The 16,853-nt window shown below is 72.8% G+C and carries 16 protein-coding genes and 1 tRNA gene; 7 read left to right on the forward strand and 10 right to left on the reverse strand.

The window, feature by feature from the left end:
* Window positions 1-159 precede the first annotated feature (159 nt).
* Together F1C15_RS08520 and F1C15_RS08525 are read right to left on the reverse strand one after the other, a co-directional pair.
* Complete coding sequence (locus tag F1C15_RS08520) at window positions 160-1,053, reverse strand: EamA family transporter (RefSeq protein ID WP_185230622.1); 894 nt, start codon at window positions 1,051-1,053, stop codon at window positions 160-162.
* 217 nt (window positions 1,054-1,270) lie between these two features.
* Entirely contained in the window at window positions 1,271-1,561 is a 291-nt protein-coding gene (locus tag F1C15_RS08525) for a hypothetical protein (protein ID WP_185230623.1), read from the reverse strand.
* Between the two features lie 144 nt (window positions 1,562-1,705).
* Between F1C15_RS08525 and F1C15_RS08530 the strand changes: the two genes are divergently transcribed.
* A complete protein-coding gene (locus F1C15_RS08530; RefSeq protein ID WP_185230624.1) occupies window positions 1,706-2,065 on the forward strand; it encodes a hypothetical protein in 360 nt (119 codons plus the stop codon).
* Window positions 2,066-2,105: 40 nt separating this feature from the next.
* Here the strand turns inward: F1C15_RS08530 and F1C15_RS08535 are convergent, their stop codons facing one another.
* Window positions 2,106-2,951, reverse strand: a complete 846-nt coding sequence (locus F1C15_RS08535) for an oxidoreductase (RefSeq protein WP_185230625.1) — start codon at window positions 2,949-2,951, stop codon at window positions 2,106-2,108.
* Between the two features lie 211 nt (window positions 2,952-3,162).
* On the opposite strand from F1C15_RS08535, the gene F1C15_RS08540 reads away from it, so the two are divergent.
* Window positions 3,163-3,603, forward strand: a complete 441-nt coding sequence (locus F1C15_RS08540; protein WP_185230626.1) for a type II toxin-antitoxin system VapC family toxin — start codon at window positions 3,163-3,165, stop codon at window positions 3,601-3,603.
* A gap of 33 nt (window positions 3,604-3,636) precedes the next feature.
* On the opposite strand, the gene F1C15_RS08545 is transcribed toward F1C15_RS08540, so the two are convergent.
* The gene (locus tag F1C15_RS08545; RefSeq protein WP_185230627.1) at window positions 3,637-4,005 is read right to left on the reverse strand and encodes a hypothetical protein; all 369 of its coding nucleotides are present in this window, start codon (window positions 4,003-4,005) and stop codon (window positions 3,637-3,639) included.
* A 387-nt stretch (window positions 4,006-4,392) separates the two neighbouring features.
* Between F1C15_RS08545 and F1C15_RS08550 the strand changes: the two genes are divergently transcribed.
* Entirely contained in the window at window positions 4,393-5,388 is a 996-nt protein-coding gene (locus F1C15_RS08550; RefSeq protein ID WP_185230629.1) for an NADP-dependent oxidoreductase, read from the forward strand.
* Between the two features lie 96 nt (window positions 5,389-5,484).
* Window positions 5,485-5,691, forward strand: a complete 207-nt coding sequence (locus F1C15_RS08555) for a hypothetical protein (RefSeq protein WP_185230631.1) — start codon at window positions 5,485-5,487, stop codon at window positions 5,689-5,691.
* Window positions 5,692-5,820: 129 nt separating this feature from the next.
* Here F1C15_RS08555 and F1C15_RS08560 read toward each other — a convergent pair.
* Window positions 5,821-5,910: transfer RNA gene (locus tag F1C15_RS08560), tRNA-Ser, on the reverse strand.
* A gap of 210 nt (window positions 5,911-6,120) precedes the next feature.
* Between F1C15_RS08560 and F1C15_RS08565 the strand changes: the two genes are divergently transcribed.
* Together F1C15_RS08565 and radA are read left to right on the forward strand one after the other, a co-directional pair.
* A complete protein-coding gene (locus F1C15_RS08565; protein ID WP_185230633.1) occupies window positions 6,121-6,996 on the forward strand; it encodes an SGNH/GDSL hydrolase family protein in 876 nt (291 codons plus the stop codon).
* Between the two features lie 161 nt (window positions 6,997-7,157).
* Window positions 7,158-8,522, forward strand: coding sequence for a DNA repair protein RadA (radA, locus tag F1C15_RS08570; protein WP_185230635.1), 1,365 nt, complete (start codon window positions 7,158-7,160; stop codon window positions 8,520-8,522).
* Between the two features lie 843 nt (window positions 8,523-9,365).
* Here the strand turns inward: radA and F1C15_RS08575 are convergent.
* The 4 genes from F1C15_RS08575 to F1C15_RS08590 form a co-directional block, all read right to left on the reverse strand.
* Window positions 9,366-9,875, reverse strand: a complete 510-nt coding sequence (locus F1C15_RS08575; RefSeq protein ID WP_185230636.1) for a dehydrogenase — start codon at window positions 9,873-9,875, stop codon at window positions 9,366-9,368.
* Between the two features lie 4 nt (window positions 9,876-9,879).
* Entirely contained in the window at window positions 9,880-10,557 is a 678-nt protein-coding gene (locus tag F1C15_RS08580) for a hypothetical protein (protein WP_185230637.1), read from the reverse strand.
* 146 nt (window positions 10,558-10,703) lie between these two features.
* Window positions 10,704-11,237, reverse strand: a complete 534-nt coding sequence (locus F1C15_RS08585; protein ID WP_056057910.1) for an amino-acid N-acetyltransferase — start codon at window positions 11,235-11,237, stop codon at window positions 10,704-10,706.
* A gap of 247 nt (window positions 11,238-11,484) precedes the next feature.
* Complete coding sequence (locus tag F1C15_RS08590; RefSeq protein ID WP_056057913.1) at window positions 11,485-13,968, reverse strand: ATP-dependent Clp protease ATP-binding subunit; 2,484 nt, start codon at window positions 13,966-13,968, stop codon at window positions 11,485-11,487.
* A 185-nt stretch (window positions 13,969-14,153) separates the two neighbouring features.
* Between F1C15_RS08590 and F1C15_RS08595 the strand changes: the two genes are divergently transcribed.
* Entirely contained in the window at window positions 14,154-15,200 is a 1,047-nt protein-coding gene (locus F1C15_RS08595) for an NAD(+)/NADH kinase (protein ID WP_185230638.1), read from the forward strand.
* 116 nt (window positions 15,201-15,316) lie between these two features.
* Here the strand turns inward: F1C15_RS08595 and F1C15_RS08600 are convergent, their stop codons facing one another.
* Window positions 15,317-16,336 (reverse strand): sigma-70 family RNA polymerase sigma factor, encoded by a 1,020-nt coding sequence (locus tag F1C15_RS08600; RefSeq protein ID WP_056057917.1) that lies wholly within the window; start codon window positions 16,334-16,336, stop codon window positions 15,317-15,319.
* Between the last annotated feature and the right edge of the window lie 517 nt (window positions 16,337-16,853).

The raw sequence follows: 16,853 nt of genomic DNA on the forward strand, positions 1-16,853 counted from the left end.
TGTTCAGCCCGAGTTCACGTGTTGTATGCCCAACCCCCTCTTCGGGGGGCTGCTGCTGGGGGCGCGGGCGCCGCCTCCTCGGGATGCGCCCTCGAGGTGTCCCTTCCTGGGCCCTCGCCCGCTCGGAGGGCCCAGAACGAGGCACCTCGATGAGTCGCGCTACAGCGCGAGCAGCGCGATGCCGCCGAGCACCACGCCCGACGTGACGAGCCGGCCGCGGAGCGACCCCTCGCGCAGCACCAGCGCCCCGAAGACGGCGACCATGACGACGCTCGTCTCGCGCGCCGGCGCGACGAGGGCGACCGGGGCCGACTGGATCGCGACCAGCACGAGGATGTACGACAGCGGCGACAGCACCCCGAACGCCAGCACCTTCGCCCCGTGCGCACGCACGACGGCGAGCAGCTCCCGACGCCGGCGGCCGAGCGTCGCGGAATAGAAGACGACCTCGACAAGGGTGACCCCGACCATGAACGACACGGGCGAGAGCTGCCAGGTGCGGATCGCGTGGGCGTCCCAGATCGTGTAGGAGGCGATGGCCAGGCCGGTCAGGAGGCCCCAGGCGATGCTGGGGTCGAGCCCGCGCCTCCTCGGCTCCCCCGGTGCCGTGGCCGCGGGTCGCGCCGCGGCCCCGGCCCGGTCGACGAGCCCGGTGGCGACGACCCCGACCACGACGACGGCGATGCCGACGACGGCGAGGGGCGAGAGCCGCTCGCCGAGCAGGGCCACGGCGAGCGCGGCGCTGACCGCCGGGCCGGTGCCGCGGGCGGTGGCGTAGACGGTCGAGAGGCTGCCGACCGCGTAGCCGCGCTGCAGCACCGTCATGTAGACGACGTGGAGGACTCCGGAGGCGGTGGCCCCGACGGCGAGGCCGACCAGGCTGCCGCCCCACCCGCCGGTGAACGGCACGACCGGCAGCCACAGGACGGCGCTGGCGACCGCGCCCCACCAGAGGAAGGGCGTGCCGATGCGGCTGACGCCGTGGGCGACGACGTTCCACGAGGCGTGGCAGACGGCGGCGGCGAGGACGAGGAGGAGCGCGGTGGTGGACACGGAGGGACCCTTCGGGCCGGCACGGGGCGCGCCGGTGGGGTCCTCCAGGCTTTTGTCCGTTCAGATGACGCCCGGGCGATGGCGCCCGGCCGTGGCGCCGCTCGGACCAGACGGGTAGTGAGACCCCGGAACCCTAGGCGCTGTCGGCGGGACTGTAGCAGGCGGGGGTGACGCGGCGGGGCGAGGGTCGGGGCGGGGTGCCGGAGTGGCGCTCTGCTCAGGCGTCGGGGGCCTGGGCGGGCGCCCGGCCGTGCGCCTCGTCGCGCTCGGCCGTTCGGACCCGCATGCCGCGGAGCCCCTTCGTCAGGTAGTAAAGCCCCACGGCCACGAGCGGCAGGCTCGCCCAGGGGGTGTCGAGCGTCGACAGCAGGGTGACGCCGACGGCGAGGAAGACGACGCCGAGGGCGAGGTCGTTCGCCTTCGCGTCGGCGGCGGGGCGGGCTCCGCCGGTCGGGTCGGGCTTCGTCGCGGCGGGCTTCGTCGAGTCGGGCTTCGTCGAGTCGTCCATCCGTCGACGCTACGACGAGCGGGCGGGCGTCGCCTCCGTCGCGCGACGGAGCCTCGGTGTGCCGGTGCGGGCCCAGGCGCGCGAGCTACCCTCGACGGAGTCCCCGCCGCTCGACGGCGCCCTGCCCCGTGACGGAGGCCCCGCATGCCGACCGACGACGCCGCCCCGACCGACCCGGCGAGCCCTCGCGACGACGACCTCGACGTCTGGTCGAGCGAGCGGCACCGCGAGCTCGAGCTGCTGGTCGCCCGCGACCGCGAGGTCGAGGCGGCCCGCCAGCACGAGGCCGAGCGCGCCGCTCGGGAGGCCCGGGCCGAGCACGCGGCCCGGCTCGAGCGAGAGCGCCGCCGCCGTGAGGCCGAGCTGCCGCCCGAGCTGCGCGACGCCGACGACGAACCGTGGTCGGGCGGGCCGCGGAGGCGCCTCGTCATGGGCTCGTCGCGGGTGCTCGCGGCCGTGGCCCTCCTGGCCGCGATCGCCGTCGCGGTGACTGGGTTCCTCTAAGGCGACCCGCGCCTCCCCCGGTCCGCTGCGTGGGCGTGTCTCAACGACCGACGCCGGAGGTCTCGAAGTCGGTCGCGCGGCTGCGGTCGGCCCAGGCGTCGATGTCGGAGCGGAGGTCGTCGAGGGCGCCGGTGACGACGTCGACGGCGTCCGAGCCGAGCAGCAGGAGGTAGGGCGCCTCGCCCGACTCGACCGCGTCGACCAGCAGGCGCGCACCGGCCGTCGGGTCGCCCGGCTGGGTGCCGTGGGAGCTGTCGACCCCGATGCGGCGCTTGCCGGCGGTTTCGGCGTAGTCGTCGATGACCGTCGCCGACTCGGTGAGCGAGCGGCCCGAGAAGTCGGTGCGGAACGAGCCGGGCTCGACGACGGTCGCCGTGACGCCGAGCGGCGCGAGCTCGGTGCGGAGCGCCATCGTCATCTGCTCGATCGCGGCCTTGACGGCGCCGTAGTAGCCCGAGCCGGGCCCGGTGCGGCGGGCGCCGATCGACGACAAGTTCACGATCGTGCCGCTGCGACGAGCGCGCATGCCGGGCAGGACGGCCTTGATCGTGCGGACCGAGCCGTGGAAGTGCGTGTCGAACAGGCGGGCGACGTCGGCGTCGTCGCCCTCCTCGACGGCCGCGCGGTAGCCGTAGCCGGCGTTGTTGACGAGCACGTCGACCCCGCCGAACCGCTCGCCGGCGAGCGCGACGGCCGCGGCCACCTGGTCGGCGTCGGTGACGTCGAGGGCGGTCGCCACGGCGTGGTCGGGGTGGGCGTCGGCGATGCCCTGCACGGTCGACGCGTCGCGGGCGGTGACGACGACGTCGTGCCCGCGGGCGAGGGCCTCCTCGGCGAAGGCTCGTCCGAGCCCCGTGGAGCATCCGGTGATCAACCAGGTCGACATGCGGTTCCTTCTCTCCGTGTGCGCGGGCACTCGTCGTGCCGACCTCGAGGCAACCAGGGAGGCGCGGTGCGCGTCACCCTGCTGGCCAGATCCGCGGCCGCGGCTGCTCGACGGACGGCCCTCGCCCCACAGCGGGGGCCGTCCGTCGTGTGCTGCGGGAGGGCTGGTCGATGCCCTAGCGTGAGCCGACCGACACCAGGGAGGCGCGACCGTGACCCGTCTCGTGATCGACGCGCCCACCTGCCTCGCGCTGCTCCGCCGCGACGAGCGGGTGGAGTCGCGCCACCAGCTGGTCGCCCCGGTCGCCCTCAAGTCGGAGGTCCTGGCCCTCCTCTACGCCGAGGTGCGGGCCGGTGCCCTGACCGACGCGGTGGGGCGTCGCCGACTGGACCGCTTCGCGGAGCTGCCGGTGCGCCTCCTCGGTGACCGCGTCTCGCGGGCTCGCGCCTGGGCCCTCGCCCGCGACCTCGGCTGGGACGACCCCGGGCTGGCCGAGTACCTCGCGGTCGCCGTGCTGCAGGCGGACGCCGTCGTGACCGCCGACCCCCGGCTCGTCGAGGGGGCGCGCGGGCGGGTGCCCGTGGTGTCGCCGGCGGAGCTGCTCACCGAGCTCGGCGGCGGGCCCGACGCAGCGGGGGTCGGCGAGCGCTGACGCCGCCCCGCTCCGCGCGCGGCGGCTCCGGGATCACCAGGGGCCGAGGTCGCCGCCGGAGATGCCGTAGAGCGCGATGACCGCGATCGCGGCGATCGCCAGCAGGCCCACGCCGAGCGGAGCCCAGTCCATGACGACGTCGAGGCGCGAGCGCGGGGGCTTCGCCGAGGAGGCGGGGGTCGCGTCGCCGGGGCCGGCGGCGGGGCCTGCGCCGCGGGTCGAGGGCCGGGCGGGGCTGCCGGTGCTGCCGGCCCTGCCGCTCGCGGGCCTGAGGCCGGTGGTGGCCTCGTCAGGCTCGGAGGCGCCGTCGCCCTCGCGGTCTGCGGCCTCGAGGCTGCGGCGGAGCTCCTCCCGGAACCGGCGGTCGGCCTCGGAGCCGACGAACTCGTCGGGGTCGGTCATGGTGCTCCTGTCGCCTCGGCGGGGCAGGCGCCCCGTCGGGTCGAATCGTACCGGCGAGCCGCATCACCTCGTGCTCGGAGTCGCGGAGCGCAAAAGCGGCAACAGAGGGCGAGTTGTTGCCACTTACCGACGATGAGTGGCAACAACTCCTCGGGAAGCGACAGGAGCCCACGGCGTCAACACTTGGCGCGAGCACGTGACACGGACCGGGCCGTGGAGGTCCGCGAGTCGTTGCCCCCACGATGACAGCCGAACGCGGTCAACACGCCATCTTTGCTTGACACGGTGACTGAGTACGCTCAAAATCGAGTCGACTCGGATGTTATGGTGTCGCTCATCGCGCGCCTCCCCGATGTCTCCCCCACCGAGCAGCCAGGAGCCCCCACCATGCGAGCCTTCGCCTTCGACGCCTACAAGGGACCGCTGCACGAGGTCACGGTGCCCGAGCCGACGGTGGGCGCCCACGACGTCCTGATCGAGGTCCACGCGGCGGGGCTGAACGTCCTGGACGCGAAGATCCGACAGGGCGACTTCAAGCTCGTCCTCCCCTTCGAGCTGCCGCTGACCCTCGGTCACGACCTCGCCGGCACGGTGGTCGAGGTCGGCGCGGCCGTCAGCACCCTGGCGCCCGGTGACGAGGTCTTCGCCCGCCCCCATGACCCGCGCATCGGCACCTTCGCCGAGCGCATCGCCGTCGACGAGGCCGACGTCGCCCTCGCTCCGACCTCCGTCAGCACCGTCGAGGCGGCGTCGCTGCCCCTCGTCGCGCTGACCGCGTGGCAGGCGCTCGTCGAGCTCGGCGACGTCCGGCCCGGCCAGAAGGTCCTGATCCACGCCGGGGCCGGCGGTGTCGGCACCATCGCGATCCAGCTCGCCGCGCACCTCGGCGCCCACGTCGCCACGACCGCGTCGGCGCGCGACGCCGACTTCCTCCGCGAGCTCGGGGCCGACGTCGTCCTCGACTACCGGACCCAGGACTTCGAGGAGGAGCTGTCCGGCTACGACCTCGTGCTCGACAGCCTCGGCGGAGAGAACCTGTCGAAGTCGCTCCGAGTGCTCGGGCGCGGCGGCCTCGCGATCGGCATCCAGGGGCCGCCCGACCCCGCGTTCGCCAAGACGGCCGACCTGAACCCCGTGCTGCGCCTGGCGATCGCGGGCCTGAGCCGCAAGGTCAGGGCCCAGGCGCGCAGGCTCGGCGTCTCGTACCAGTTCCTCTTCATGCGCGCCGACGGCCGTCAGCTGGCCGAGATCGCGGCCCTGGTCGACGCGGGCGTCATCCGACCCGTCGTCGGGAAGGTCGAGCCCTTCACCGAGACGGCGGCGGCCCTCGCCCGCCTGGGGAAAGAGAGCGTCCGGGGCAAGGTCGTCGTCACCGTCCCGTAGCAGCCGGTCACGTCGACGCTGCGGGGGTCGCTCCGGTTGCTCACGCTGCTGGTGCTGAACGAGGCGAGGGCGACGTGCAGCTCGTAGGCTCGTCACATGACGACCACGTGGCCAGCCGTCCAGATCGCCTTGTCCGCGGTCGTCCTCGCGTGCGCGATCGTCCTCATCGCTGGCGACAGCCAGCGCGTCGGCGTGCTGATGTCGATCAGCGCTGTGGCCTCGATCGCCGTAGCCGCGCGGACCATCGTGGTGAACCGTCGCATCGAGCGGCAGCACGCGGCCCTCGAGGCGAGCGACGCGTAGGCGACGGGGCGGCCTCTCGACTGCGTCAGACACCTGCCCGTCGTCCGGCTGCCTCACCGCGTCGCCTCCGAGAGGGAAGAGAAAAGCCCCGAGCCCCTCGTCGATGCGAGGTTCTCAGGGCTTCTGCTCTGGCGGTACCGGTGGGATTTGAACCCACGGTGGAGTCTCCCCCACACATGTTTTCGAGACATGATCCTTCGGCCGCTCGGACACGGTACCGGGAGAGAGTTTAGTACATCCCGCGGCCATGTCGGAAATCGGGGTGGCGGGGGTGCCGACCCGCGCCTCCTGCAGGCGGCCGGGGCCAGGGAGGACCGCGTTCCGTTCCTTGGACCGCGGCAGAGCGCGGTTCACGGAGCGGAACACGGTTCATGGCCACGCCGCGCACGCCGTGAGCAGCCGCCGAACTGCCCGGCGTAGCGTCCAGGGATGCCCACACGCCACACCGCCGTCGCCTTCTTCTCGGGCGTCGGCGTCACCCTCGTCGCCACCGCAGCCGCCGGAGCCGGCGTCCGCAGCTTCCTCCGCCACCGGAACGCCGCCGCCGCCGACCTGAACGCCCTGCTGCCCGTCCACTCGGCCTGGTGGCGCGCCCGGTTCGACCGCGGGGGCGCGCTGCTCTACGTCGCGATGGGCGACTCCGCCGCGCAGGGCATCGGCGCCTCGAGCCCCGCCCGCAGCTACGTCGGTCGCCTCTCGGCGTACATCCGCCGCCAGGGCCACACCTCGCTGCGCGTCGTCAACCTCAGCGTCAGCGGCTCGACCACCTGGCTCTGCCGGAAGGACCAGCTGCCGAAGTTCGAGAAGTACGAGCCCGACGTCGTCACCGTGGCCATCGGCGCGAACGACATCGTCCAGTTCGACCCCGAGTCGTTCGAGAAGAACATCCGCGTGATCTACGGAGCCCTGCCGTCGCACGCCATCGTCGGCGACCTGCCCGCCATGTGGATCCCCGACCGCGAGAAGAAGCTCGTCGAGGCCAACCGCATCGTCCGCCGCGTCGCCGACGAGTTCGGCCTCACCGTCGCCCCGCTCTACGAGACCACCCGCAGGCAGGGCTTCTTCCGCACCTACCGCAACTCGGCCGGCGACCTCTTCCACCCCAACGACCGCGGCTACCGCGTCTGGGCCTCCGCCTTCGAGCCGGCCGTCGCCGCCCGCGTCGCCCGCATCGCCGCGGACCGCGCGGTCACCGACGCCACCGCCACCGTGCACGACGCCGCCGCCGCGGGGGCCGTCGCCCGCTCCGCCGAGCGCCGTGCCGGCCGCGCCTCCCAGCGCGGGACGGACGCCGCCGGCCGCTGAGCGCCGAGTGGTCGCGAACGGCTCGCACGCCGACGAGGAGGAGCCGGTCGTGACCTCTCGACCCGCGCCTCCCGCCCTCCCCAGGTCGGCCGAGAGGGCCTTCTCCCCCGCAGCCCCGAGGAGGCGCCCCCGCTGTCGGTGGACCCACCTAGGCTGACCGCATGGCCCGCTCCACCTCCCCCTCCTTCCGCTGCACAGAGTGCGGCTGGACCAGCCTCAAGTGGGTCGGTCGCTGCGGGGAGTGCCAGCGCTGGGGCACCGTCGTCGACGTCACCTCGGCCCTGGTCAGCGCCCGCGGCACGGCCCCGGTCACCGTCGGCGGCGACCGCGTCGCCCGCCCCATCACGCAGGTCGAGGCGAACAGCGTCGCGTACTGGCCGAGCGGCATCCACGAGTTCGACCGCGTTCTCGGCGGCGGCATCGTCCCCGGCGCGGCCATCCTGCTCAGCGGCGAGCCCGGCGTCGGCAAGTCGACCCTGCTGCTCGAGGTCGCCTCCCGCGCCGCCGCCACCGGTGCCCGCGTGCTCTACGTCACCGCAGAAGAGAGCGCGGCGCAGGTCCGCCTCCGCGCCCAGCGCACCGGCGCCATGCACGACAACCTCTTCCTCGCCGCCGAGGTCGACCTCTCCGTCATCCTCGGCCAGATCGACCAGGTCGACCCGCAGCTCGTCATCGTCGACTCCGTGCAGACGGTCTCGTCGTCGTCCATCGACGGCATCGCGGGCGGCACCTCTCAGGTGCGCGAGGTGGCCTCGACCCTCATCCGCGTCAGCAAGGACCGCAACCTGCCGGTGCTGCTGGTGGGGCACGTGACGAAAGACGGCACGATCGCCGGCCCGCGCCTCCTCGAGCACCTGGTCGACGTCGTCTGCCAGTTCGAGGGCGATCGCCAGACCGCGCTGCGGTTCATCCGCGCCCACAAGAACCGCTTCGGCCCGACCGACGAGGTCGGCTGCTTCGAGATGACCGGCGACGGCATCGCCGAGGTCGCCGACCCCAGCGGCCTCTTCATGTCACGCGGAGGCCCACCCGTCAGCGGCACCTGCATCACCGTCGCGATGGAGGGGCGGCGTGCGCTCCCGGTGGAGGTCCAGGCCCTCATCGTCGCCAGCAGCACCCCGCAGCCCCGCCGCGTCGTCAACGGCGTCGACTCCTCCCGGGTCGCCATGCTGCTCGCCGTGCTCGAACGGCGCGCGGGCATCCGCCTCGGCGACGCCGACGTCTACGTCTCGACCGTCGGCGGCATCAAGATCACCGAGCCCGGCGCCGACCTCGCCATCGCCCTGGCCCTCGCGAGCGCCAGTCGCGACGCGAGCTTCCCCCACACCCTCGCGGCCGTCGGCGAGATCAGCCTCGCGGGCGAGATCCGGCCCGTGTCGTCACCGAAGCAGCGCGCGTCGGAGGCCCGGCGGCTCGGCTTCACGCACCTCGTCGACTCGGAGTCGGGCAACCTGCGCGAGGCGCTGCGCCGCGCGTTCAGCGCTGCGGCGACGCCGCGCGAGCGCGAGCTCGACGCCGCGTTCTAGCGCGCCTCGCGCGCCCCGCGAGACACCCCGTTCTCGCACGCGAACCCCGCCGCGGCAGGGTTCAGCGGCGAAGACGGGGTGCGGCACGTTGCACCGCCCGGAGCGGCCCGACCCGGCCCTGCCCGGCCCGCGAGACACCACGTCCTCGCACGCGAACCACGCCGCGGCGTGGTGCCGAGGCGAGAACGTGGTGCGGCACGCCCCGCGCCGCCCGGAGCGCCTCGCCACACACCCCGTTCTCGCACACGAACCCCGCCGCGGCAGGGTTCCGGTGCGAAGACGGGGTGCGGCGGCACGCTTCGCGCGGCGCGGCGCCGCGCGGCCCGGCCCGGCCCGCGAGACACCACGTCCTCGCACGCGAACCACGCCGCGGCGTGGTGCCGAGGCGAGAACGTGGTGCGGCACGCCCCGCGCCGCCCGGAGCGCCTCGCCACACACCCCGTTCTCGCACACGAACCCCGCCGCGGCAGGGTGCCGGTGCGAAGACGGGGTGCGGCGGCACGCTTCGCGCGGCGCGGCGCGGCGCGGCCCGGTCCTGCCCGCGAGACACCACGTTCTCGCACGCAAACCACGCCGCGGCGTGGTTCCGAGGCGAGAACGTGGTGCGGCACGCCCCGCGCCGCCCGGAGCGCCTCGCCACACACCCCGTTCTCGCACGCGCACCCCGCCGCGGCAGGGTTCCGGTGCGAAGACGGGGTGCGGCGGCACGCTTCGCGCGGCGCGGCGCGGCCCGGCGCGGCCCGGCGCGGCCCGCGAGACACCACGTTCTCGCACGCGAACCACGCCGCGGCGTGGTTCCGGTGCGAAGACAGGGTGCGGCACGGCGCGCGCCACGGCGTGCGGCTAGCGCAGGGCCTTGAGCAGGTCCTCGGGGGTCGCAGCCATGGTGTGCGGCCCGGCGATGTCGAAGAAGACCTGCTCGAGCACGTCGAGGTGCACGTCGAGGAAGGCCCGCAGCGCGGCGGCGTCGTAGAGCATCACCTCGCGGTGCGGGTCGTCCGGCACCATCGCCGCGTAGGCGTCGGCCGACGAGAAGAGCAACAGGATCCGCTTGTCGGTGTTCTCGCGGCCGAAGACGCGCACCTGCTCGGCCGCCCCGAAGACGGGACTGTCGTCGGGGAGCTCGTCCGCGCCTCCCTCGGCTCCGTCGACCGTCGAGCCACCGTCAGCGCTCGAGGCACCCGAGGCACCCGAGGCACCCGCAGCATCAGTACCCGCAGCAGCACCGCCCGCGGGCGCCACCAGCTTCGGCACCACGACCACGTCGTGACGGAGGGCGAACGCGACGGCCGCGACGTCCTGCGACGCCAGCGCCAGCTCGAGGGCCTCGGAACGGGGAGAAGGATCGGTCATGCGCTCAGTTCAGGATCATGGGGGCGGTGTCGGCCGAGACGATGTCTCCGACGCTGACGGTCAGACGGTAGGTCGCGCCTCCCGCAGGAACCGGGGTGCGCGTGCCCTCGCAGGTGTCGGGGGTGGAGCGGGTGCGGTCCCAGGCGATCGCCGGCGTGGTCAGGGTCTGGCCGGCCTGGATGGTGACGACCTGGTCGGTCGGGTTCACCTGGCAGTCCTTCGACGACCACCACTGCTCCTGGCCGCTCGTGACCACGAGGGCCTGCTGGCTCGACCCGAGGTTGAGCGAGCAGTCGACCGAGCCGGTGTTCGTGATCGACATCGAGATCTGCGGCAGCTGCGTCGACGCGTACGTCGCCGCGTCGGTGATCGGCACGAGGTCGACCACGCCCGCGGCACAGGTGGCGTCGTCGCCCGCGGCGGGCGCGTCGGTGGCCGGAGCGGTCGCGTCGGCGGCGGGAGCCGCGCCCGTGGCGGGGGCCGAGGCCTCGGTCGTCTCCTCGGCGATGGCCGGGGGCGTGCTCGTCGTCGCGGCGCCGGGCTCGGCGGCGCCGGAGCCGGGTCGCACGACGATCAGCACGATGACGATGATGACGACGACGAGACCGAGGGCGACCATCGCACGCCGACGCCAGTACACCGAGGGCGGCTGCGGCCCGGTCGGATCCATGAACGTCGACATGAGCAGAGGTTAAGCGCTGGTCACCGCGGTGACCGGGAGGGCGGCGGCGTGTGCGCTGAGAATGGGCCGAGCGTGCGCCGAGCCGCCGGCCGTCGAGCCCGTCGAGCCGGACGAGCCCCGCGAGCCACCCGCACCGAGCCGCCGACCTACGGCCGCGGCGGCAGCGCCTTCAGCATGCGCGAGTTGCCCAGCGTGTTCGGCTTCACGCGCGCGAGGTCGAGGAACTCCGCGACGCCCTCGTCGGTCGACCGCACGAGCTCCGCGTACACCTCGGGCGGCACGAGCCCCTCGTCGCCGACGTTGAGGTAGTCGTGCTTCTCGAAGAAGTCGACCTCGAACGTCAGGCAGAACAGGCGACCGATCTCGAGACGACGGGCCGCCTCCTCCAGGCCGTCGAGGAGGCGGTGGCCGACTCCCTTGCGGATCCACGCGGGGTCGAGGGCGAGGGTCCGGATCTCGGCCAGGTCGTCCCACATGACGTGCAGCGCACCACAGCCGACGGGCACCCCGTCGGGGCCGACCGCGATCTGGAACTCCTGCACGTCGCCGTAGAGCGTCACCAGGTCCTTGCCGAGCAGGATGCGTCGCTGCACGAACGGCTCGCAGAGCCTCTGGATGTGCGGCACGTCGCTGACGACGGCGTCACGCACGGTGATGCCGTGCTGGTCGGCGGAGGTCATCGGGCCAGCCTACCCACGCGCCCCGCGCCTCCGGCGGGCGCGGAGAGCCGAGGAGGCGCGGGTCGGCGGGTCGGCGTCGGTCACGGCGGGTCAGCGCCCACCCGCCCGCGGGGACGGTGACCCGCCGCACCCCGCCGTCCGAGCACCGGACCACGGGAGCGAGGACGCACGAACGCCCGAGGGCGGCCCGGCCGGAGCCGGACCGCCCTCGGGCGTCACTGCGGGTGGGACCCGCACGGGGTGCTGCCTAGTCGTCGCTCTTCTCGAGCACGAGCACCTCGTCGCGGCCCTGCTGGCGGGTCGTGGTGAACACGAACTCGCCGTCGACGTAGTCGACCACGACGTGGTCGCCGGCCGTCAGGTCGCCCGTGAGGATGCGCTCGGAGAGGCGGTCCTCCACCTCGTGCTGGATGGCACGACGCAGCGGGCGAGCACCCAGGGCCGGGTCGAAGCCGACCTGGATGAGGCGCTCCTTGGCGGGCACCGTCAGCATGGCCGTCATGTCGCGGTCGAGCAGACGCTCGCTGAGGCGCTTGACGAACAGGTCGACGATCTGGAGCAGCTCGGGGCCCGACAGCTGCGGGAAGACGATGGTGTCGTCTACCCGGTTGAGGAACTCGGGCTTGAAGTGCTTCTTGAGCTCCTCGTTGACCTTGGCGCGCATGCGGTCGTAGCCGGTCGCGGTGTCGCCCTCGATCTGGAAGCCGACGGGGCCGCCGGCGATGCCCTTCGAGCCGAGGTTGGTCGTCATGATGATGACCGTGTTCTTGAAGTCGACGACACGACCCTGGCCGTCGGTCAGACGACCCTCCTCGAGCACCTGCAGCAGGCTGTTGAAGATGTCGGGGTGGGCCTTCTCGATCTCGTCGAACAGCACCACGGAGAACGGCTTGCGACGCACCTTCTCGGTGAGCTGGCCGCCCTCCTCGAAGCCGACGAACCCGGGAGGGGCACCGAAGAGGCGCGAGACGGTGTGCTTCTCGCCGAACTCCGACATGTCGAGGCTGATCAGCGCGCCCTCGTCGTCGAAGAGGAACTCGGCGAGCGCCTTGGCCAGCTCGGTCTTGCCGACGCCCGTGGGCCCCGCGAAGATGAACGAGCCGGAGGGGCGGTTCGGGTCCTTCAGGCCGGCACGCGTGCGGCGGATGGTCTTGGAGAGCGCCGCGATGGCCTCCTCCTGACCGATGACGCGCTGGTGCAGCGCCTGCTCCATGAAGACGAGACGCGAGGTCTCCTCCTCGGTGAGCTTGAAGACCGGGATGCCCGTCGCCTGGGCCAGCACCTCGGCGATGATGCCCTCGTCGACGGTGCCGCCGGCTCCGGCCTCGCCCGAGCGCCACTGCTTCTCGAGGCGGAGGCGCTCACCGAGCAGCTTCTTCTCCTCGTCGCGGAGCGACGCGGCCTTCTCGAAGTCCTGGTCCTCGATGGCGGCTTCCTTCTGGGCGCGCACGCCGGCGATGCGGTCGTCGAACTCGCGCAGCTCCGGCGGGGCCGACAGGATCGAGAGGCGCAGGCGGGCGCCGGCCTCGTCGATCAGGTCGATGGCCTTGTCGGGCAGGAAGCGGTCGCTCACGTAGCGGTCGGCGAGGTTCGCCGCCGAGACGATCGCGCCGTCGGTGATGGACACCTTGTGGAAGGCCTCGTACTTGTCGCGGAGGCCCTTGAGGATGTTGATCGTGTGGGGCAGCGACGGCTCGTTGACCTGCACCGACTGGAAGCGGCGCTCGAGGGCGGCGTCCTTCTCGAAGTGCTTGCGGTACTCGTCGAGCGTCGTGGCGCCGATGGTCTGCAGCTCGCCGCGGGCCAGCAGCGGCTTGAGGATCGACGCGGCGTCGATCGCGCCCTCGGCGGCGCCCGCACCCACGAGGGTGTGGATCTCGTCGATGAAGACGATGATGTCGCCGCGCGTGCGGATCTCCTTCGTGACCTTCTTCAGGCGCTCCTCGAAGTCACCGCGGTAGCGGCTGCCGGCGATGAGCGAGCCGAGGTCGAGCGAGTAGAGCTGCTTGTCCTTCAGGGTCTCGGGCACCTCGCCCTTGACGATGGCCTGCGCGAGGCCCTCGACGACGGCGGTCTTGCCGACGCCGGGCTCGCCGATCAGCACGGGGTTGTTCTTCGAGCGGCGGGAGAGGATCTGCATGACCCGCTCCATCTCCTTCTCGCGACCGATGACCGGGTCGAGCTTGTTGTCGCGCGCGGCCTGGGTCAGGTTGCGGCCGAACTGGTCGAGGACCTGGCTGCCGCCCTGGGTGCCCTGCTGCTGCTCGCCTCCCACGGCCACCGCCTCCTTGCCCTGGTAGCCGGACAGGAGCTGGATGACCTGCTGGCGGACCCGGTTGAGGTCGGCGCCGAGCTTCACGAGGACCTGGGCGGCGACGCCCTCGCCCTCGCGGATCAGGCCGAGCAGGATGTGCTCGGTGCCGATGTAGTTGTGGCCGAGCTGGAGGGCCTCGCGGAGGCTGAGCTCCAGGACCTTCTTCGCGCGCGGCGTGAAGGGGATGTGACCGGTGGGCTGCTGCTGGCCCTGGCCGATGATGTCCTGGACCTGCTCGCGCACGGCGTCGAGCGAGATGCCCAGCGACTCGAGGGCCTTGGCGGCGACGCCCTCGCCCTCGTGGATGAGCCCGAGCAGGATGTGCTCGGTACCGATGTAGTTGTGGTTGAGCATCTTCGCCTCTTCCTGGGCGAGGACGACGACGCGACGGGCACGGTCGGTGAATCTCTCGAACATCTTCTCTTGCTCCCTCGGTGGCGGGGTGGGAGTGGCGCCACCGCTCATGCAGTCGGTGCCAACTGGGGGCAGCACCGGTGTCTGTTGTCGAGAGTAACCACGGGCCCCGGGGTTCGCAGCCCCTGTTCGCTGGGGGCGTGACGGAGGTGCAGCGACCTGTCGGAGGGCGCCGGTACGGTCGCTCCATGGGCACCTTCACCGTCGGTCTCGTGCCGCACCCCACCAAGTCCGTGGCCGAGTCGGTCGCGATCCTCTGCGCCTGGAAGCAGGACGGCCTGCCCGGCAAGGGCGACGTGCTGCTGATCGCGCTGCAGAGCGACGAGCACCGGGTCGCGGGCGCGGTCGAGCTGGTCGACGAGCGGTCGTTCCGCGACCGGGTCGACGTCGTGGTCGCCCTCGGCGGCGACGGCACGATGCTCGGCGCGATGCGCCTCGTGGCCGACCGCCCCGTGCCGGTGCTCGGCGTGAACTACGGCAACCTGGGCTTCCTCGTCGAGGTCGAGCCCGCCGACCTGCCCGACGCGCTCGAGCGCCTCGCCGCGAAGCGCTTCTCGCTCGAGCCGCACCACGCCGTCGAGGTGGTGCACTCGACCTCGACCGACGAGCACACCTTCCTCGCCTTCAACGACGTCTCGATCGCGCGCCGCCCGGGCGAGGGCGTCGTCACGGCCGACCTCGTCGTCGACGGCACGCCCTACGGCCACTACAAGGCCGACGCGATCATCGTCGCGACGAGCGCCGGCTCGACCGCCTACAACTACGCCGCGGGCGGGCCGGTCATGTCGCCGGCCGTCGCGGCGACGCTCATCACGCCGGTCGCCCCGATGTCGGGCATCGACCGCTCGGTGGTGCTCGGGCCGGGCGAGGCCCTGCGCTTCCAGGTCGGCGCGGGCACCCGGTCGGCGGCGCTCGAGGTCGACGGCCGCGTGGTCGCCGACGTGAGCGAGGGCTGCGTCGTGTCGATGCGGCTGCAGCGCGAGGCCGGCCAGGTGATCCGCTTCGACGCCGGGCGGCACGCGACGAAGGGGCGGCTGAAGCTCAGCCTGCTCGACCTGCCGCTGCGCGAGGACCAGCTGCTCGAGCTCGTGCCGAGCGACGTCCGCGCCAAGTTCAAGGCCCGGACGGCGCATCGCCGCGGCGGGCTCGTCTCCGCGGCGCAGCTCGAGGCCGAGGCAGCGGAGGTCGTGGCGAACGCCGAGGCCGAGGACGAGGCGGGCGACACCGCCTCCTGACCTGACCCCGGAGGCCCCGGGGAGGCGCGGGGCGGCACACGACGGAGGGCCGCCTCCCCGGGGCGGGGAGGCGGCCCTCTCGTGGTGGTGCAGGTGCAGCGGACGCTGCCGCCAGACTACTGCAGGTACAGCTGCAGGTCCTGGCTGACGGCCTTGGCGAACATGCGCAGGCGGGCGCGGCTCTCGACGCGCGAGACGGCCTGGCGCGAGCTGTGCACGCGCTTGCTGATCTCGTCGAGGGTCATCGGCTGGTCGTCGTCGAGGCCGAAGCGCATGCGGATCACGCGGGCCTCGTCCTCCGGCAGCGTCGCCACGAGGGCGTGCATGTCGCGGTTCAGCAGCGAGTTCTCGGTGGCGGCCGTCGGCGACGGGGTCTCCTCGTCCTCGATGAAGTCGCCCAGCTCGCTGTCTTCCGCATCGCCGACGACGGTGTGGATCGAGACGGGCTCGTGCGAGCGCGACTTGAGCTCGACCAGGTCGGCGACCTCCATCGCGACCTCGGCGGCGACCTCCTCGACGGTGGGCGCACGGCCCAGGTCGACGGTCAGGTCGCGCTCGGCCCGCGAGATGCGGTTGATGCGCTCCACCGTGTGCACGGGGATGCGGATGGCACGCGCCTTGTCGGCGAGGCCGCGGGCGATGGCCTGACGGATCCACCAGGTGGCGTAGGTCGAGAACTTGTAGCCCTGCGTGTAGTCGAACTTCTCGACCGCGCGCACCAGGCCGAGGTTGCCCTCCTGGATGACGTCCATGAAGGGGAGGCCGCGCTGCGTGTAGCGCTTGGCGATGCTGACGACGAGGCGGAGGTTCGCGGTGATCATGCGGTCCTTCGCACGCTCGCCGTCGTGCTGCAGCCACCGGAGGTCGCGCATCGTCTCGGCGTGCGCCTTCGTGCGGACCTTCTTGACGGCGTCGGCGGCCTGGAGCTCCTTGAGCTTCTCGCCGGCGAAGAGGCCGACCTCGATGCGTCGGGCGATCTCCGTCTCCTCCGCGGCGTCGAGGAGGGGCATGCGGCCGATGTGGCGGAGGTAGTCGCCCACCTGGTCGGTGGAGGCGCCTCGCACCTGCGAGAGGACCTCGACCTCGGTGTCGTCGGTGGTGTCCGTGGTGGTGTTGCGCGTGGTGACGGTAGTCATCGTTTCTCTCCCTGCTCGAATTCAGACCGTGGTGTCGTGTCGAATAGTTCGTGAAGCTCTTCGGCGTACTTCGAGTCTGGTGCCAGCACGAAATGACACTGGTGTCATTCAGGCAGTTCACAAGGTTGTTCGGAGGGCACGTACAGGGTTTCGAGTGCTTCGGGGGACGAACGGGGTGCGGCTTTGACTCGGGGCACATCGCGGGTGTAGGCCCGGTCGGGGTGTCACGGGGTACGGCTTCCTGGGTGCGACCCCCGTGCATCCCCATGAACACGCGGATCGCGGGGTGTCAAGCGAACACTGCGCGACTGTCCACCGAACGCGCCGGGGTACGCGGCGACCGGCTGACCCCGCCCCCGGGGAGGGGGACACCGAGGCCTGCGGGAGGCGCCCCTCAGCCCCCCGAGACCACCCGGGTGAGCAGGGGGTCGAGAGCGCGGTCGCGGGCGTGCCGCCGCCCGCCGCGGGCGAGGTCGCCGCGGGAGGGGTAGTGGGCTGACGACGACGAACGAGGTGA

The sequence above is a fragment of the Frigoribacterium sp. NBH87 genome (genome assembly GCF_014217665.1).
Classification (GTDB): domain Bacteria; phylum Actinomycetota; class Actinomycetes; order Actinomycetales; family Microbacteriaceae; genus Frigoribacterium; species Frigoribacterium endophyticum.

Excerpts from the sequence above, each read along its gene's own strand:
- F1C15_RS08550 (WP_185230629.1), top strand. The coding sequence starts at position 4,393 with ATGCGAGCCTTCGCCTTCGACGCCTACAAGGGACCGCTGCACGAGGTC.
- F1C15_RS08595 (WP_185230638.1), top strand. The coding sequence starts at position 14,154 with ATGGGCACCTTCACCGTCGGTCTCGTGCCGCACCCCACCAAGTCCGTG.
- F1C15_RS08590 (WP_056057913.1), bottom strand. The coding sequence starts at position 13,968 with ATGTTCGAGAGATTCACCGACCGTGCCCGTCGCGTCGTCGTCCTCGCC.
- F1C15_RS08525 (WP_185230623.1), bottom strand. The coding sequence starts at position 1,561 with ATGGACGACTCGACGAAGCCCGACTCGACGAAGCCCGCCGCGACGAAG.
- F1C15_RS08535 (WP_185230625.1), bottom strand. The coding sequence starts at position 2,951 with ATGTCGACCTGGTTGATCACCGGATGCTCCACGGGGCTCGGACGAGCC.
- radA (WP_185230635.1), top strand. The coding sequence starts at position 7,158 with ATGGCCCGCTCCACCTCCCCCTCCTTCCGCTGCACAGAGTGCGGCTGG.
- F1C15_RS08600 (WP_056057917.1), bottom strand. The coding sequence starts at position 16,336 with ATGACTACCGTCACCACGCGCAACACCACCACGGACACCACCGACGAC.
- F1C15_RS08575 (WP_185230636.1), bottom strand. The coding sequence starts at position 9,875 with ATGACCGATCCTTCTCCCCGTTCCGAGGCCCTCGAGCTGGCGCTGGCG.
- F1C15_RS08545 (WP_185230627.1), bottom strand. The coding sequence starts at position 4,005 with ATGACCGACCCCGACGAGTTCGTCGGCTCCGAGGCCGACCGCCGGTTC.
- F1C15_RS08585 (WP_056057910.1), bottom strand. The coding sequence starts at position 11,237 with ATGACCTCCGCCGACCAGCACGGCATCACCGTGCGTGACGCCGTCGTC.
- F1C15_RS08565 (WP_185230633.1), top strand. The coding sequence starts at position 6,121 with ATGCCCACACGCCACACCGCCGTCGCCTTCTTCTCGGGCGTCGGCGTC.
- F1C15_RS08555 (WP_185230631.1), top strand. The coding sequence starts at position 5,485 with ATGACGACCACGTGGCCAGCCGTCCAGATCGCCTTGTCCGCGGTCGTC.
- F1C15_RS08530 (WP_185230624.1), top strand. The coding sequence starts at position 1,706 with ATGCCGACCGACGACGCCGCCCCGACCGACCCGGCGAGCCCTCGCGAC.
- F1C15_RS08580 (WP_185230637.1), bottom strand. The coding sequence starts at position 10,557 with ATGTCGACGTTCATGGATCCGACCGGGCCGCAGCCGCCCTCGGTGTAC.